Origin of the sequence: Pseudomonas sp. IAC-BECa141, assembly GCF_020544405.1 — a bacterium.
In the GTDB taxonomy this organism is placed as follows: domain Bacteria; phylum Pseudomonadota; class Gammaproteobacteria; order Pseudomonadales; family Pseudomonadaceae; genus Aquipseudomonas.
Genome location: NZ_CP065410.1, coordinates 3,289,944 through 3,305,748, shown reverse-complemented (window position 1 = coordinate 3,305,748; position 15,805 = coordinate 3,289,944). Strand labels below are relative to the sequence as shown.

Here is a 15,805-nt window from a genome sequence, read left to right as displayed (position 1 = left end):
TCGCGTTTCCAAGGCTCGGAAGCCTTGGTGTTGCTGCCGTTCTTACCACAGAGCGGGCAGCTGTTGCGCCAGGGGGAACAACGGATTGTTCGCCCCGGCACGGTGCCGGTGTTGGTCTTACGAACCTAGCCGGCTTTGGGCCTCTCCAGACCACGCGGCAAATGTATCACCAACTTCTGTCGCGCGGCACTGGCAACTTTTAGGATTAATGCCATGAGCCGAATCGCTCTCAGTTCTCTGGAACGGGCGCAGCGGGAAATCCTGCCGCTCGATTTAGCGCTGTACCACGCCGCTCGCGATTACCCGGGCGGCGCTGCTGCCATCGCAGCCACGACCGGTCGTAACCCGACCACGCTGCAGCATAAGTTGTCGCCAACCCATCCGAGCCACTCCATCAACATTCAGGAATTCGGCGAGATCCTCGAACTGACCAAGGACCGCCGCATTCTCGATGCGGTGCATGCGCTGGTCGGTGACACGATCTGGCAGGAGTTGGCCGACACCTACACCTATGACATGCCTGAAACCCTCACGACCGGTATCGCCGAGTACTTTCGTCAGGTCGCGGATCTCGCCGAGACCTGGGCCAAGAGCATTGGCGACGGTGTAGTGACTGATCAGGAATTGGCGGCGATTCGTCTGCAGGTGTTCCGAGGTATTCAAGGTCTGCTGGGTTTGTTCAACCGCGCCACCTACGTCAACCAGACCACGCGAGGTGCCGACCGTGGCTGACATCGCCGATTTCGCCAACGATCTGGTGCAGGAACGCATCGATCAGGCCATGGCCGCGCGCAGCGCTGCCAAGGCCGAAAGCGCTGCGCATTCCTTGCTGTTCTGCGAAGCCTGTGACGATCCAATCCCGGAAGCCCGCCGCCTGGCCCAGCCGGGTTGCTCGCAGTGCATCAGCTGCCAGTCCCTCTCTGAGCGGGGGATTCAGCATGCTCGATGAAGTGTTGGGGCAATTCGCCGATTACGGTCTGGAGCCGGCGCAACCGCTGGTGTTCGGCAAGCTGACCCGCTGCAAGACTTCGCAGGACAAGGGCAAGGAAAAGAACGGCTGGTACGTGGTCCACGAGCAGCGCACGGAGAAGGGCGACACGCTGATCTTCGGCGCCTTCGGTGACTGGCGTTCGGGTGAGACGCAGAAGATCAAGGTCAAGGCCGGCCGCATGTCGCTGGAAGAACGCGAAGTGATGCGCGCTCGCCAGGAAGAAGCCAAGCGCCGAGCCGCGGAAATCGCGAATAACGCTGCGCGGCGGGCCGCGAAAAGGGCGCAAGGTTTGTTCGAGCGCATGCCGACCACCGGGCGCAGCGATTACCTGGACCGCAAACAGATCGTCGGCATCAACGTCCGCTACGCGCCACGCACCGGCGCCGTATTGGTCCCAATGAAGAACGCCCGTGATCAGATCATGGGCCTGCAAGTGATCTTTCCGAACAAGCAGGAAGACACCGGCCGCGACAAGTCCTACTGGCCTTACGGGATGGCGAAGGAGGGCACCTTTCACCTGCTCGGCCCGCATCCGGTACCGGGCGAACCGGTGCTGGTCTGTGAGGGTTACGCCACCGGCGCCAGCCTGCACATGGCGACGTCGCTCGCGGTGGCAGTGGCCTTCGATGCGGGCAACCTGCTGGCCGTGTGCAAGGTCATGCGTGAACGCTTTGCCGGCTGCCCGCTGATCATCTGCCGCGATGACGACTGGAAAACCACCAAGCCCAATGGCGATGCCTGGAACCCCGGCGAAGAGAAGGCCAGCAACGCCGCGCTGATCGTTGGTGCCCAGGTCGTTGCGCCGATCTTCGCGGTCGAGCGCCACGAGAAGTGGACCGATTTCAACGACCTGCACGTCGCCGAAGGCCTCGACGCAGTTCGCCGACAAGTGCTTGCGGTGGTCCGCCCACCGGCTGCCGGTGGCTGGAAAGATCAGCTGGCCCGCAGTGAAAGCGGCGCCTTGATCGCGCACATGCAGAACGTCGAATTGATCCTCGCTCACGACGAACGCTGGGCCGGGGTGATCAGCTACTGCGCCTTCAGCTCGAAGATCGTCAAGTTGCGTGCAGCGCCCTATGGCGGTGGCATCGGCGAGTGGGCCGACATTGATGACGTGCGAGTGATGAAGTGGCTCGCGCAGCAGTACAACCTGCGCGTGAAGTCCTCGCACGTGATCGAGGCGGTCAGTGTCGTTGCGCACGACCACGCCTTTCACCCGGTGCGCGAGTACCTGAAAAAGCTCGAATGGGATCGTGTGCCGCGCCTGGAGCGTTGGCTGACCGATGTGATGGGGGTCAAGGAAACCGACTACACCTCCAAGGTCGGCAAGCGCTGGCTGATCTCGGCCGTGGCACGGGTGATGAAACCCGGCTGCAAGGCGGACTCGGTGATGATCCTCGAAGGCGTACAGGGCGCCGGTAAGTCGACCGCCATGAGCGTGCTCGGCGGTGAGTGGTTCATGGATACGCCGTTTGCCCTCGGTGACAAGGACGGCTTCCAGGCGATTCGCGGCAAGTGGATCGTCGAACTCGGCGAGCTGGACAGCTTCAACAAGGCCGAGAGCACCAAGGCCAAGCAGTTCTTCTCGGCGTCGACCGACACCTACCGTGAGAGCTACGGCCGCAGAACCCTGGACGTGCCACGCCAGTGTGTCTTCGTAGGTACCACCAACCAGGACGAATACCTCAAGGACGCCACCGGCAACCGTCGGTATTGGCCGGTGGCCTGTACCAAGGTTGACGTGCCGTTGCTGCGCGAGATCCGCGACCAACTGTGGGCCGAAGCGGTGTTCTGCTTCGAGGCCGGCGACCTCTGGTGGGTGACCCGTGAGGAGGCGCCGATGTTCAGCGAGGAGCAGGACGAACGCTTCGTGGTGGACGAATGGGAAACACCGATCCTGACTTGGCTCGAAGAGTCGCAGATCGGCGAGACCACCACCGGCAGCGAGGTGATGAATCAGGCGCTCAAGCTCGATCCCGGTCATTGGGGCAAACCGGAGCAGATGCGCGTCGGCGCGATCCTGCACCGGCTCGGCTGGCGACGCTTCCGTCTCGGCGCGTTGAACAAGAGTGGTCAGCGGCCCTGGGCGTACAAGAAGCCCGAGCATTGGGGCAGGGCGCCTGCGCTGGAGCAACCTGAGTTCGAGGAGCCGTGCTTCGATGATTAAAGCGATCGACATGGCCCTCAAGCAATGGGCGCAGGAGCTGCACAGCGACGAGGTGGCTGCCGGTTACTCGGGCGGCAACATGGTAGCCATGATGATGGAGAGCGGTGGCCAACTGGTGCGCGGTAGGCGCGGGAGCAGGGTGCCGCTCGAGGCGTCTTTGGACATTGAGCGCATCGTCAAGAAACGCCTCGACCCCGAGTTGATGACCGTGGTGCAGGTGCATTACTTCCAGCCTGACGCGCCCTTGGCGGCACGTCTGACGCGCAGTGGCTGCACACGCAACGTCTACTACCAACGCCTGCATGACGCCCACATCGTGGTCGAGCACTTCCTCCTGGGGGAAGCGGCTTGATCGTGGGCATCCCTCTGGCTTACGCCGTCCCACCGGCCTGCGTCCGTCCTACTGCTTTTGCAGCAATGGGACGGGCGCAGGCCTTGTCGTTGTTGGGCTGTCCCACCGTCCCACCTTTTTTACCTCCCACCCGTGTATGCGTAGCGGGCACAGGTACGCGCGTTCACGCGCACGCGTGCTTTTTAAATTTCTCTCTATACACGAGAAAAGAGAAAGAAAAGTAGGACGGTGGGGCAACGCCCCCAATCTGTGGGGCTTTCCGACGTCCCACCTTGTTTTAGAGAAGTGGGACGTATGGGACGCCGCTAAAACAACAGAAGCAAAAGCCAGCCGTGTTGAGATATTCACCGACATTCGCCAGCCGTTCACCGGGCGTCACCCACACATTCACCGGATGGCATTAAAACGGCCTTGCTGCCACCAGAATCGAGCTGTAAAAAGGGGCCATCTTCGATGGGTGCGACCGCAAAGCGCGGCAGGCCACCCACCACCCGACCCGGCCATAGCGCCGGGTCTTTTTGTTTAAGGGGCAGGGTAATGACGAACGAGCAACAGGCACTGGCAGAGATGCCGATCTGGTTGGTGATTGCCCTGTCATTGGTTGGCGGCGTGTCCGGCGAGATGTGGCGCGCTGACAAGGATGGGGCACGAGGCTGGGCCTTACTGCGCCGCCTCGCACTTCGGTCCGGCGCCTGCATCGTCTGCGGCGTGTCAGCGATGATGTTGCTGGTCGGTGCGGGCTTGCCGATCTGGACAGCGGGCGCCCTACGTTGCCTGACCGCGATGGCCGGCGCGGACGTCGCCATCAGCTTGTACGAACGCTGGGTGGCCAAGCGGCTGGACCTGAGCGAGGCCGAGCCGAAGGCATGAGCCGGGCAGGTCGGATAGGGTGCAGATTTCACGGGTCCTCCCTGAGGGCCGCCCCCTACACGGGTTAGCGAACTCGCGGATTCTCTCTAGCTGAAAGCTTTGCAGGGATGTCCGTCTTTCCAAAGGGATGGGGCAGGGCATGGCATTCGGATGCAGGCTTGACCGGCCGGACCAGGCAGAAAACCGCCGGGGACCCTGGGGACTTCCAAAGGACACGGGGTCGGAAACCCGCGGGATCGTGTTAGTGGGAGGCCCGCCCGCTTACTGAAATTTCAATCCACTAAAATCTTGAAAGGATTCATTGAAAAGCCGCTGAAAAGGAGGGCTTATGAGCACTGCCACGTACCTGTCAAAAAGCGCCTTCGCGGCGCACATCGGGCGCTCACCGAGCTATATCACCTGGCTCAAAGAAAACGGTCGACTGGTCCTGTCGCCCAACGGCAAGCAGGTCGACGTACTGGCCACTGAAGCTTTGATCCGCGATACCGCCGACCCTAGCAAGGCTGCCGTCGCTGCTCGCCACCAACAGGACCGGCTTCAGCGTGATGTGTACAGTCACGTCGCAGCCCAATCCGAGCCGACTAACATGGCTGCGCCGCCGCCCGCTGATCCTGTGCAAGGGCAGACTCCTGACTTTCAGAAAGCACGAGCGCATCGCGAGCATTACCTGGCGCGGATGGCTGAGATGGAGTTTCGCAAGGCGCAGGGTGAACTGGTCGAGATCAGCTTCGTGCAAAAGGCTGCATATGAGACGGCACGTTCGCTCAACCAATCGCTGATGAGCTTATCTCCCCAATTGGCGCCAAAGCTCGCTGCTCTATCTGATCCATGGGAGGTGGAAAGGCAGCTAACGGCTGCGCTGCGCCAGCGGCTTAACGAAGCCGCTCAAGTGTCCAGTGACGACTTCGGATTTGCATTGAGTGAATGCTAAAAGTATCTGTGGACCTGTCCCGTGACAACGGCGCCAAGAAGCTGGCTATTTGGCCGTCTGCTTTCGGCCAAAAGCGGACGCCTAGCAAGTTTTCGGTAATGGCCTGCGAAGAAGATCGGTGACTCGTGGTTTTTCTCGATTACTCGTCTCGGATAAGCCCCGCTATCCAATCAGCGAATGCGCTCACAGCCGGCGACAGAAAGCGCTGATGCGGATATAGCAGGTGCACAGGAACCGAGGCGGGCTGCCAGTCAGCAAGCACTTCGACCAACCGACCCTCTTGCAGGTGTTCGCTGACGACGTTCTCAGCAAGCTGAATCAATCCGAAACCATCAAGGCACATTTTGATGTAGAGCCCAGTCTCGTTGACGGCGGCTGTACCGTTTACCGGAACTGAGATCTTTTCAGTACCGCGTGCGAAGCGCATTTCGCCCGCGTGCCTTGCGCGGCCCGAAAAGTAATGGATGGCCCGGTGGTGTGACAAATCCAGTGGTGTTTGAGGAGAACCGTTTTCTTCGAGATAGGCAACAGACGCACAGGTGACCCAGCGAAACCGGCCCAGTGGGCGCGCAACAAGCGTTGAGTCATCAAGCTCACCTGTGCGAATAACGCAATCGACGCCCTCCTGAATCAGATCAACCTGCCGATCGTTGACGCCGATCATCAGGTAGATATCCGGGTAGCAAGTGTAAAAGTCGTGCAGGTTTGGCATGACGATGAAGTGTGCAATGCCGCCTGGCATATCGACCCGCAAACGCCCCTGCGGCCGTTTTACGGAGTCCGTCAGGCTGGTTTCGGTGTGTTCAATCAGCTCAAGTATCTCTCGGCACTGCCCCAGGTACTGCGCGCCCTCAGGCGTTAGGCTGACCCGGCGTGTTGTTCTATTTAGCAAGCGCACCTGCAGGTACTTCTCAAGATTCTTGACGGTGCTGGTAACCGTCGAGGCCGGCAGAGAGAGCGTCTGCGCCGCCTGGATAAAGCTTCCTGCCTCAGCCACACGGACGAATACCTGCATTGCTTGAATACGATCCATGACTGTTAGCAGCCTCAAAGCAGTAACCGGGGAAAGCATTATTATTCGTCATTCTTGAATAATAAAAACAGTTTAATCATCTTTTTCCCGCAGTATCGCCTTGCGTACATTTCTTCCAACGAAATTTGAAGAGGCGTACTGAAATGGCTGAATACTACCGCAGCATCATGCAAGCCCCGGCCGCTCCGGCCGCTCGTACACTTATTCGCGGCGCCACCGTGCTGAGCATGGATGGCGATATCGGCAATCTGGCGTGCGGCGATATCCTTATCGAGGGCAGCACCATCACGGCCATTGGTGAAGACCTCGATGCCTGCGATGCCGTTGTAATCGAGGCGTCCGGCATGATTGCCATGCCCGGCATGGTCGACACGCACCGCCACTCTTGGGAAGGGCAACTACGACGAATCAATCCGAACGCCGCAACCCTGGAGGACTACTGCAACGCAACCCACTTCTCGTTCGCCAAATACTATCGCCCGGCAGACATGTATATCGGCAACCTCCTGAGCGCACTGGGCTGCATCGATGCCGGTATCACGACGCTGGTGGACAACTCGCATAACAGCCGCACCGGTGAGCACTCCGATGCCGCTGTCGAAGCGCTGCTCGATGCAGGCATACGCGCCTTACACGCCTCGGGGGCGCCGGTTGCGGGTGAGTGGGACAAAGCCCACTGGCCGGGCAATCTGGAGCGTCTGCAGGAAAAATACATCAAGAAAGGCGACAACCCGCTGCTCTCTCTGGCGGTAATGGCGCAGCTGGAGCCTGAGCTGTGGGCTGAGGCCCGACGCCTAGGGCTGCCTATCATCACCGAGTTTTTTGGCGGGGACATGGCGGCTGAGTTGGAAGGATTGCATCGGGAGGGGCTGCTGCGCTCCGACAACATCTTCAACCACTGCACCGCGCTGCCGGACGCCGGCTGGAAAATCCTTCGCGAGGCTGGCGTTCGGGTCAACGTATGCCCGCGTTCAGATGCCCACTACGGCATTGAAGATGGAATGTTCGCCATGCAGTCTGCCCAGCGTCACGGCATCAGCCCGGGACTGAGTGTCGATAACGAAACCTCCTACAGCGGCGACATGTTCATGGAGATGCGGGTGGCGTTCTATCTGCAGCGCGTTATGGGCATGCACCATCAGCGCTGCTGCGGCGCAGAACATCATCCGGTAGTGACCCTGCCAGCTCATGACCTGCTCAAAGCCGCCACGGTCGACGGCGCCGCCTGTGCCGGCTTGCTGGACAAAGTCGGCAGCCTGGTCCCCGGCAAGCAAGCTGATCTGATTCTTATCAACGCGCAGGACATCAACCTTTACCCATCAGGTAACGCTTTCGGCACCGTGGTACACGCAGCAGAACGCAGCAACGTCGACACGGTCATGATTGGCGGACGCATCGTCAAACGTGGCGGCAAGGTGCTGGGCGTGGACGGCGAAAGTTTGCGTGCGGCAATCGACGAGTCCCGTGAGCATCTGTTTGCTGCTGCTGGCTACCAGCCGGACATATTTGTCGAGAAATTCCTGCCGCTTGAGTCAGCCAAGTAAGGAGGCACGAGATGAACGCAGCCTACTACCTGCTAGCCGTCTGCGCGGGGCTTGGCATCACTTTGCAGACCACGCTGAATGGCCAACTCGCTAAAGGTGTGGGTGGAGATTCCATAGCGGCGGCGTTGTTTTCTTTTACTGCCGGAGCAGTATGTCTGGGCATTTTTTCATTAATGCGCGGCGGGATAGTGGCCTCACTGGCGGCTATTCCTGCCCAGCCTTTATGGAGTCTGGTAGGCGGCTTGCTGGGAGCCGGCGCGTTGCTCAGCTATGTGGTGCTTGCGCCGAAAATCGGTCTGTCAGCCCTGCTTGGCCTCGCAATCGCCGGGCAGATCATTTCGTCTTTGGTAATCGATCATTTCGGCTTGATGGGGGCACTGGAAAGACCGGTGTCTGTCGTCAAGTTGGCCGGGGCGATGGTGATGCTCGCAGGCCTGGCCATCACCCTGTTCGGTGACAGGTGGTCAGCGCTTTTCTCCAACTGACGGCCTTGTTTACCCCATCCTGTTTTCTTAGAACGCCATCACGTTTTACCCCCTATGCAACGCTGTACAGCACCAGCGCGCGGATGGGGCTGGATAAGCCGACAGATACCGATGGCGCGCTGATAGGAGCCGAAGCCGTTGTCGTTGCCGGACTTCCAAAGGTGCGATTTACCGGGCGACCGAACTGAATGGCGGGTTCCAGCCTGGCGCGTCGTTCTAAATGCCAATTTTGTAGACGCATCGGAATGATCCCTTCTGGCCGAAACCTGACGGCCAGGGTTGGCCGCTTATTGCCGAAAGCCGTCCCTCACAAATGGCCGCTGTCGGCCAAAAGGAGACGGTCGTGAACCGTTACCTCTAACGATCAGCATAGTTCGAACAATATCTACCTATGAACAGCGCAGGTGTTCATATCAGTATGGGACTCATTCCCGAAGTGCAGGCGCAGGCTCTGCCGAGCAGAATTCGCAGAGAATCAATCGGTCTATCCTTCAAGACTGGACTTCAATTTCTCAGGGTGCTGACGTATGAATTCAATCTGGATCGCACTCGCCATTTTTGGGTGCCTCGTTGCTGCCTCGCTTCTTATGATGCAATGGTACCCAAAGCTGGCATTCCATCACCGGGATGACGAAACCAACTCCGTAATTCGTCTTGTAGCCAACATCTTTGTGGTTATGACATCGCTGGTCTTTGGTTTGATGATCAACTCTGCCAAAAACACTTTTGAGTCCATCGACGCAAACTTCCATGGGTATGCAACCAGCATGATCATTTTTGATCGCACACTGCGAGGATATGGCGATGTGGCGCAAGACACGCGAAATCGTCTTATCACATATCTTGAGCGCGCTATCGAGACCCCGTATCGGGGAGACGAGGCGCTGCAGCATCGTAACAGTGAGGCGGCTAAATACCTGGATGATATAGGCAAGTCTTTGGCTCTTATAAAGCCTCTGGACCGCTACCATGAAACGATGCTTCAGGATATTCGTCAGCAATACCATTCGCTCATCGAGCAGCGCTGGAGGATCGTTGAGCAGTCAGAGGGAGCGATTCCTGGCCCGCTTATAGGGATGCTTGTTGCCTGGTTGACGCTCATTTTCGCCAGTTTTGGATACCGCGCTCCCCGTAATTCGATGGTGATAGGAATGTTCATCATCTCGTCATTCCTCATCGCTGCTTCCGTTTACCTAGTTTTGGACATGGACGTGCCATTTCATGGTCCTATTCAGATATCTGACGAGCCCCTGCGCAGGGCACTCGCAGTCATGCAGCTCTAGTGGCAACCAAGCGCTAGCGTTCTGAGTCGTAGCCTCGCGGCGGACCAAACCGAAGTCTGCTTCTGGCCGTTGGCTTCAGCTCAAGAACGACTGCATTCGGCCAGAAGCGGACGTTGGCAAGCGACTGTTTCCGGCCAGAAGTGGACATTTGTGACGCGCCGCTAAGGCGTTACTGGATTGAGGTCTGAATTTGCCCTGCCATTTCAATAACATTCGATGCGATTGCGCCCGGCACGCTTGGCGCAGTAGAGCGCCTTGTCGCTGCGTGACAGGCTCGCCTCGGCGCTGACATCGGTTGAGTCGAGGCAGGCGATGCCGACGCTGACCGCCAAAGTCAGACGTTCGTGCCCGAGAACCACTGGAGTAATGGCAAGCTCATCTTGGATACGCTGGGCAAAGATTTTGGCCTCGTTGACGCAGGCATTGCTCAATACCACCGCAAACTCCTCGCCACCCATGCGCCCGGCAGCATCAGTTCTACGCAGCTGTTTACGGATCATGCCTGAGAAATGTTGCAACGCGAGATCTCCTACCGAATGGCCCCAGCGATCATTGATGGCCTTGAAGTGGTCAAGATCGAACATCAATATTACCGCAGGGTAGCCTACAGAGCGCTGCACCCGCGCCAGCTCGCATTCAAGGTGCCGCATGAAATGCCGGCGATTGGATAGTTGCGTTAGTGAATCTGTGCTAGCGAGCACCTGCAGCTCGGCTTCGATTAGTTTGCGTTCGGTGATATCGGTGATAATTCCGTGCCAGAGTACGCTACCGTCCGCCAGTTGCCGAGGGCGCGCACCTCCCTGACGCCAGGCAGCGCCCTCACCAGGTAGCAGCACCCGGTATTCAAGGTGCCAAGGCTTGAGATCTCTCGCGGATGCTTCCAGTGAGCTTAGGTAAGCAGCCAAATCATCTGGGTGGATGATTAGGTGCAGCATGTCGGCATCTTGCATGAGTTGTTCCGGCGATAGTCGGTAGATATCGAGAGCCCCGGCGCTTACATAAGAAAAGCTGTACTTTCCATGCACGTGCCGCCGAGACTGGAAGACCATTCCGGGAACCTCGTTGGTGAGGTCGGTCAACAGCGCTGCGTTAAGCTGTATCTGTTCCGACAGGGTGTACATGGCAGTGACGTCGGTGGTTGTTCCGACCATGCGAACCGGTTTGCCGGCACCGTCACATTCCACCACCTTGCCGCGACTGCAGACCCACTTATAACTGCCGTCACGGCAACGTAGTCGGTGCTCAACTTCAAAAACCTCGGTGCGACCGTCGATAGCCTCTTGGTAGACGGCCAGTACGTAGGCGAAATCTGCAGGATGGATGCGGGTATAAGCCTCCGACACGTCGTTGCCGATTTCGTCGTTGGTGTAGCCCAGCAAAGCCTTCCAACTACTGGAATAATGGACTTCGCCGGTGAGCACGTTGCGATCCCATACACCGGTTCCGCTAGTAGCGATGGCCAGAGCTTTACGTCGCTCGCTCTCACTCGGGAGCTCCAATTGTGACCGATCCGACTCCTTAAGCAGCAGCACCGCTGCGGCCAACTGAGCGAACTCACGCAAACCGTTTCGTTGCTCAGCATTAAGCTCGCGAGGTTCGTCATGAAGTAAGTACAGCAGGCCGAGTTGCCCTCCACCAGGCGCCTCTAGAGGGTAGGCGGCGAGAAAACGCAGCGAGGGAAACGTCTTTGTCAGCGGGTGATTACGTAGATGCTCGTCGCGACTGATATCGGGTGCAAGCAGCAACGAGTCAGCGTTGGAGTCGCTTGGAAGTGGCATGTGGAAGTCTGGCAGTGCGTCCCGCACAATGGGGCCGGCGCCTGCACAAAAGCGTTGGAGATCTTGGTCGCCAGTTGTGAGTAAGACTGTAACGACACCGAAATGCCTCCTGATCATATGGAGCAGGCCGTCGAACCGCGCGTCTCGGGAGCCTTGTGGCGACGTGGATCTGCTGGACAACATTTGGATTTCTCCACAGCGTGGGCGGATTACGCTTCCTGGCCTTTATCGGCATTGAGTTGCAAGACTTAACAATAATAGCTTTTTGCCGCCCTTCATTAATTTGTGTTCTGCGATTGGTCGCTTCTGCTTTTGGCCGAAAGCCGCCGTTCGGAAGTGGCAGCTATCGACTAATAGCTTCCACACGAATGAGAGTTATTAGCAGAGATTGGGTGTCATATGCGAAGAAAAACCGGCAAGGGGAGGCGGGTGTGAAGGGGTCATGAGAGTCAAACTTGAGTGTAGACGGTGGCGAGCTTCCCGCTAGAGAGAGTGAGAAGGATAACTAAATGATTGGGAGCTGAACCTTAAAGATGGTGCCCTGCTCAGCAGTTGAAACCGCCCCGATTTTCCCTCCGTGTGCTGTCACGTCACCGACGCAATGAACAGCCCCAGCCCCAGCCCCAGCCCCAGCCCCAAGCCAGCAGTCGATCCTTTTTCGGTTGCTGCATAGCTCGAGTAACGGACCTGGGGATCAAAAAGATGGGTATTACACCCGCAGGTATAGGTTCGCCGCGATTCTGCACGCCGAAAACTGAGCAATCATCATCTTGAGACAAAGTCACATAGATGGGTTGCAGCGAATCACCAGGTCTGACCGCATTGCCGATCAGGTTGGTGAAAACTTGTTCTATGCGGGACGGATCATACCGCCCCGGTACTCATTCACTCAAATTCGAAACTACCTTCGCCTGAGGAAACGCGGTGCGTAATTCTTCTATAACAGATGCGCGCACAATCGATAGATCAGTATCTTCTGGATTCACTGGTATGCCCGTGCCAAGATTGGAGCGAGCCAAGTCCAGCAAATCGCCGATCATGTGATTGGCTCTGCTTACACTCGCATTGATTTGCTCTGCCAGCCTCCGATCCCTGTCAGTCATATTGGCGTTTTTACGCAGCATGTCACTGGCCATCAACACAGCCCCAAGCGGTGAGCGCAGGTCATGACCGAGTACGCCCAGAACAGTTTTACGCGTGCTCTCCACTGCCTCACCGTATCTCTCAATCGACTCCACGAGCGCTTGGTCTATTGCTTCATTCAAGCGGATGATGTCTTGCACATCGTGCTCGTCATCCAGCGCTGTTGGGCCAGCCACAACCTGAGCACACTTCAGCGCGGCGCGCGATATTCCGACACCATCTGATCCATGGAAAACCCTGCGACAAACCGCGTCATGGCATGGGTCTGGGCCGGTGAATCGCCTTCCGTATCGGGACCATGGCCTAGTGATTTGGCGATCTGCTGCCGCTCGCTCTGGGGTCTTGGCATATCCTCGGCGACGGTTCTCAGGATGTGCTCCGAATGATCGGTCAAACCCTTGGAATCCATCGGCGGCAGAGCGGTTTCCCCGGAGCGCGCAAAGCGCTCCCAAGCATAGATAATCTGTTGGATATGCGTCAGGATGAACTCGTGCAGTCTCATAATTGCCCTTGAATCAGGCGGAGACGTGTGGCGTCGGGCGAAGCCTAGTCTAAGACTAGACCCTAACGAAGGGTTCGAAAAGACAGCGCTCTGACTAACGCCAGTCAGTTAAGTATGAATGCTGTACCTGTGGCGAGGGAGCAAGCTCCCTCGCCACAGTTTATCTTTTAGCCTTTCTGCTTCTTAGCTGGTCGGCATTAAACGCACCGGTGCTTGATAAATGGTCGACATCTTCGACCGGAACGCTCTGGCAGGTGCTTCAGCGGGTATTGCGCAGCAAGGCTGACCAGCGAGGTGCAAGTGCTATGGAAACCGCCGATACCGCACTCATGGCCGCGCGCACGCAGTTTGCGATCACTATCAGTTTCCACATTGTGCTGGCGGCGTTCACCATTGGCCTGGCGAATTTCCTGATGGTGCTCGAAGGCTTGTGGCTCAGGAGCGGGCGCGAGGTCTATCTGGATATTTTCCGCTACTGGCTCAAGGTCTTTGCCTTGACCGTGGCGATCGGCACGGCCTCCGGACTGATTCTGGAGTACCAGTTCGGGCTGAACTGGTCGCGGCTTTCGGCGCAGGCCGGTGACATTATCGGGCCTTTGATGTTTTACGAAATTCTTGCGGCTTTTTTTCTCGAGGCCGGTTTTCTCGGCATCATGCTGTTCGGCATGAAGAAGGTTGGCCCGCGTCTGCACTTCTTCGCCACCTGCGCGGTGGCGGTCGGCTCGCTGATCAGCGCGTTCTGGATCCTGTCGGCCAATTCGTGGATGCAAACGCCTGCCGGCTACGCCCTCGACGCAAACGGGCGCTTTCACGCAGCGGACTGGTGGGCGATCATTTTCAACCCTTCGTTTCCCTATCGCCTGGCGCACATGACGCTGGCGGCGCTTCTCGGCACCGCGACATTCGTCGCTGGCGTCAGCGCCTGGCAGTTGCTCAAGGCTGCGCATAACCCGCGGGCCCGGGTGCAATTGTCCATGGCGTTGTGGGTGATCGCGCTGTTGACGCCGGTGCAGATCGTGGTCGGTGATCTGCACGGCCGCCATAGCTTGCAGCTGCAGCCGCAAAAGGTCGCCGCCATCGAAGGCTCGTGGACGCGCCCGGTGCAAGGCGCTGGCGAGCCGCTGCGGATTTTCGCCTGGCCGGACATGGACGAGTACCGCAATCACTGGGAGCTGGCGATCCCGCGTATCGGGTCGTTGTACTTGTGCCACGACCTGAGCAGCACCATCGCCGCGCTCGACGAATTCGCGCCGCAGGACATTCCGCCGGTGCCGCCGGTGTTCTTCGCCTTTAGACTGATGGTGGGGCTGGGATGTCTGATGCTCGCGCAAGGGGTGGTCAGTCTGGTGCTGCGCTGGCGCCAGCGATTGTATGTGTCGCGGCCCTGGTTATGGGCGAGCGCGTTCCTGACCCCGGCGGGGTTTCTGGCGATGCTCAGTGGCTGGGTGGTGACCGAAGTCGGCCGGCAGCCGTTTACCGTTTACGGGCTGCTGCGCACCGAGGACAGCCTGTCCTCGGTATCGCGGGCGCAGGTGCTCGGCTCAACCTGGCTGATCCTCAGTTTCTATCTGGTGATTTTCACGGTGGGGCTGTGGGTGTTGCTGCGGCTGTTGCGCGAGCCACCGCACCATGGCGAACCCGGTCCGCAGCCAACCCTGCCCGACGAAATCGGACGCTCCTGAGGAACAGTTTTCATGGACACTGACGCGATCACGCTGCTGTGCGCCGGCGCCCTGGCGTTCTCAGTGATCAATTACGTGCTGCTCGACGGCACTGACCTCGGGGTTGGCGTGCTGTAGGGATTGACTCACCGCAGCGATTACCGACGCGCCATGGCCGTGAGCATCCTGCCTATCTGGGACGCCAACGAAACCTGGCTGGTGCTCGGGGGAGGCGGGTTGCTGGCATTGTTTCCGCAGGCCTACGCGATTCTGCTGCCGGCGCTGTATCTGCCATTCATTCTGATGTTTCTGGCGTTGATCTTACGCGCGATGGCCCTGGAGTTTCGTGATCACGCCGCGAGCGCACGGATGAAACGTCTGGTGGATGCCGGCCTGCTCTGCGCTTCGCTGCTGACCGGCATGGCGCAGGGGGTGGTGCTCGGTACGCTGGTGCAGGGCGTTCCGCACGCTGGCGGGCAATACAGCGGCACTGGTTGGGAATGGCTCGGTCCGTTCCCGTTGTTTTGCGGTCTGCTGTTGGTGTGCGGTTATACGTGGCTGGGTGCCTGCTGGCTGTATTGGCGCGCCGTCGATGAACTGCAGCAGCGCTCGGCACGTCAGGCGCGGGTGCTGGCGTGGGGCACGGTCGGGCTGCTGATTGTGCTGGTGCTGTGGACATCGACGCTGCATGCGCAATATGCCGAGCGCCTGATCTCGCCCTTTATCGGATTGCCGGCAGCCTACGCCGCTGCCGCGTTGCTGACAGGTTTTTTCCTAGGGTTCCGCAGCCGCTTTGACTGTCTGCCATTGTTTGCCGCGCTTGGCGTTTTTGTTCTGGCGTTCGGCTTGATGCTGGTCGCGCTGTTCCCGTTGATCATTCCGCCCGACCTGACTTTGCAAGCGGCGACCTCGAGTCGCAACAGTCAGATATTCGTACTGATGGGGTTCGCGCTGCTGGTGCCGGTCACCCTGATTTACAACACCTATGGCTTCCGGGTGTTCAGTGGCAAAGTCCGGGTGCCGCCGTCCCACTGATCCAGAAATATGCAAAACAGAGTGAACTCG

General features: G+C 58.7%; 16 protein-coding genes. 11 read left to right on the top strand and 5 right to left on the bottom strand.

All coding sequences use genetic code 11. The annotated features are described in order from the left end of the window. Positions 1–213: 213 nt before the first annotated feature. The 6 genes from I5961_RS15050 to I5961_RS15025 all read left to right on the top strand — a co-directional run bounded on the left by I5961_RS15050 (position 214) and on the right by I5961_RS15025 (position 5,311). Positions 214–732, top strand: coding sequence for a phage regulatory CII family protein (locus tag I5961_RS15050; protein WP_227232710.1), 519 nt, complete (start codon positions 214–216; stop codon positions 730–732). Further along, entirely contained in the window at positions 725–949 is a 225-nt protein-coding gene (locus I5961_RS15045) for a TraR/DksA family transcriptional regulator (RefSeq protein WP_008080171.1), read from the top strand. Before I5961_RS15050 ends, I5961_RS15045 begins: the two co-directional genes overlap by 8 nt. Continuing rightward, a complete protein-coding gene (locus I5961_RS15040; protein ID WP_227232709.1) occupies positions 939–3,158 on the top strand; it encodes a VapE domain-containing protein in 2,220 nt (739 codons plus the stop codon). Before I5961_RS15045 ends, I5961_RS15040 begins: the two co-directional genes overlap by 11 nt. Beyond that, positions 3,151–3,510: a hypothetical protein gene (locus I5961_RS15035; protein WP_134023329.1), complete on the top strand. Its 360-nt coding sequence runs from the start codon at positions 3,151–3,153 to the stop codon at positions 3,508–3,510. The genes I5961_RS15040 and I5961_RS15035 overlap by 8 nt, the downstream gene beginning before the upstream one ends. 537 nt (positions 3,511–4,047) lie before the next feature. Then, on the top strand, positions 4,048–4,380 hold the full coding sequence (locus I5961_RS15030; protein WP_227232708.1) for a phage holin family protein: 333 nt from the start codon (positions 4,048–4,050) through the stop codon (positions 4,378–4,380). Between the two features lie 328 nt (positions 4,381–4,708). Next, the gene (locus I5961_RS15025; RefSeq protein ID WP_227232707.1) at positions 4,709–5,311 is read left to right on the top strand and encodes a terminase small subunit; all 603 of its coding nucleotides are present in this window, start codon (positions 4,709–4,711) and stop codon (positions 5,309–5,311) included. Positions 5,312–5,450: 139 nt separating this feature from the next. Here the strand turns inward: I5961_RS15025 and I5961_RS15020 are convergent, their stop codons facing one another. Then, positions 5,451–6,344, bottom strand: a complete 894-nt coding sequence (locus I5961_RS15020; protein ID WP_227232706.1) for a LysR family transcriptional regulator — start codon at positions 6,342–6,344, stop codon at positions 5,451–5,453. A 143-nt stretch (positions 6,345–6,487) separates the two neighbouring features. On the opposite strand from I5961_RS15020, the gene I5961_RS15015 reads away from it, so the two are divergent. The 3 genes from I5961_RS15015 (at position 6,488) to I5961_RS15005 (ending at position 9,656) form a co-directional block, all read left to right on the top strand. After that, a complete protein-coding gene (locus I5961_RS15015; protein ID WP_227232705.1) occupies positions 6,488–7,888 on the top strand; it encodes an amidohydrolase family protein in 1,401 nt (466 codons plus the stop codon). An 11-nt stretch (positions 7,889–7,899) separates the two neighbouring features. Next, the gene (locus I5961_RS15010) at positions 7,900–8,373 is read left to right on the top strand and encodes a DMT family transporter (protein WP_227232704.1); all 474 of its coding nucleotides are present in this window, start codon (positions 7,900–7,902) and stop codon (positions 8,371–8,373) included. A gap of 527 nt (positions 8,374–8,900) precedes the next feature. Next, a complete protein-coding gene (locus I5961_RS15005) occupies positions 8,901–9,656 on the top strand; it encodes a hypothetical protein (RefSeq protein ID WP_227232703.1) in 756 nt (251 codons plus the stop codon). Positions 9,657–9,859: 203 nt separating this feature from the next. On the opposite strand, the gene I5961_RS15000 is transcribed toward I5961_RS15005, so the two are convergent. The 4 genes from I5961_RS15000 to I5961_RS14990 form a co-directional block, all read right to left on the bottom strand. After that, positions 9,860–11,617, bottom strand: coding sequence for a diguanylate cyclase (locus I5961_RS15000; protein ID WP_413541580.1), 1,758 nt, complete (start codon positions 11,615–11,617; stop codon positions 9,860–9,862). Positions 11,618–12,024: 407 nt separating this feature from the next. Then, the gene (locus tag I5961_RS28830) at positions 12,025–12,264 is read right to left on the bottom strand and encodes a hypothetical protein (protein WP_413541599.1); all 240 of its coding nucleotides are present in this window, start codon (positions 12,262–12,264) and stop codon (positions 12,025–12,027) included. A gap of 51 nt (positions 12,265–12,315) precedes the next feature. Beyond that, a complete protein-coding gene (locus tag I5961_RS14995) occupies positions 12,316–12,717 on the bottom strand; it encodes a sensor histidine kinase (RefSeq protein ID WP_227232701.1) in 402 nt (133 codons plus the stop codon). A gap of 50 nt (positions 12,718–12,767) precedes the next feature. Beyond that, positions 12,768–13,079, bottom strand: a complete 312-nt coding sequence (locus tag I5961_RS14990; RefSeq protein ID WP_227232700.1) for a hypothetical protein — start codon at positions 13,077–13,079, stop codon at positions 12,768–12,770. 305 nt (positions 13,080–13,384) lie between these two features. On the opposite strand from I5961_RS14990, the gene I5961_RS14985 reads away from it, so the two are divergent. Further along, complete coding sequence (locus tag I5961_RS14985) at positions 13,385–14,761, top strand: cytochrome ubiquinol oxidase subunit I (protein WP_227232699.1); 1,377 nt, start codon at positions 13,385–13,387, stop codon at positions 14,759–14,761. A gap of 120 nt (positions 14,762–14,881) precedes the next feature. Then, entirely contained in the window at positions 14,882–15,775 is an 894-nt protein-coding gene (locus I5961_RS14980; RefSeq protein ID WP_227232698.1) for a cytochrome d ubiquinol oxidase subunit II, read from the top strand. Positions 15,776–15,805 lie beyond the last annotated feature (30 nt).

Excerpts from the sequence above, each read along its gene's own strand:
- I5961_RS15050 (WP_227232710.1), top strand. The coding sequence starts at position 214 with ATGAGCCGAATCGCTCTCAGTTCTCTGGAACGGGCGCAGCGGGAAATC.
- I5961_RS15040 (WP_227232709.1), top strand. The coding sequence starts at position 939 with ATGCTCGATGAAGTGTTGGGGCAATTCGCCGATTACGGTCTGGAGCCG.
- I5961_RS15035 (WP_134023329.1), top strand. The coding sequence starts at position 3,151 with ATGATTAAAGCGATCGACATGGCCCTCAAGCAATGGGCGCAGGAGCTG.
- I5961_RS15030 (WP_227232708.1), top strand. The coding sequence starts at position 4,048 with ATGACGAACGAGCAACAGGCACTGGCAGAGATGCCGATCTGGTTGGTG.
- I5961_RS15025 (WP_227232707.1), top strand. The coding sequence starts at position 4,709 with ATGAGCACTGCCACGTACCTGTCAAAAAGCGCCTTCGCGGCGCACATC.
- I5961_RS15020 (WP_227232706.1), bottom strand. The coding sequence starts at position 6,344 with ATGGATCGTATTCAAGCAATGCAGGTATTCGTCCGTGTGGCTGAGGCA.
- I5961_RS15015 (WP_227232705.1), top strand. The coding sequence starts at position 6,488 with ATGGCTGAATACTACCGCAGCATCATGCAAGCCCCGGCCGCTCCGGCC.
- I5961_RS15010 (WP_227232704.1), top strand. The coding sequence starts at position 7,900 with ATGAACGCAGCCTACTACCTGCTAGCCGTCTGCGCGGGGCTTGGCATC.
- I5961_RS15005 (WP_227232703.1), top strand. The coding sequence starts at position 8,901 with ATGAATTCAATCTGGATCGCACTCGCCATTTTTGGGTGCCTCGTTGCT.
- I5961_RS15000 (WP_413541580.1), bottom strand. The coding sequence starts at position 11,617 with ATGTTGTCCAGCAGATCCACGTCGCCACAAGGCTCCCGAGACGCGCGG.
- I5961_RS14990 (WP_227232700.1), bottom strand. The coding sequence starts at position 13,079 with ATGAGACTGCACGAGTTCATCCTGACGCATATCCAACAGATTATCTAT.
- I5961_RS14985 (WP_227232699.1), top strand. The coding sequence starts at position 13,385 with ATGGAAACCGCCGATACCGCACTCATGGCCGCGCGCACGCAGTTTGCG.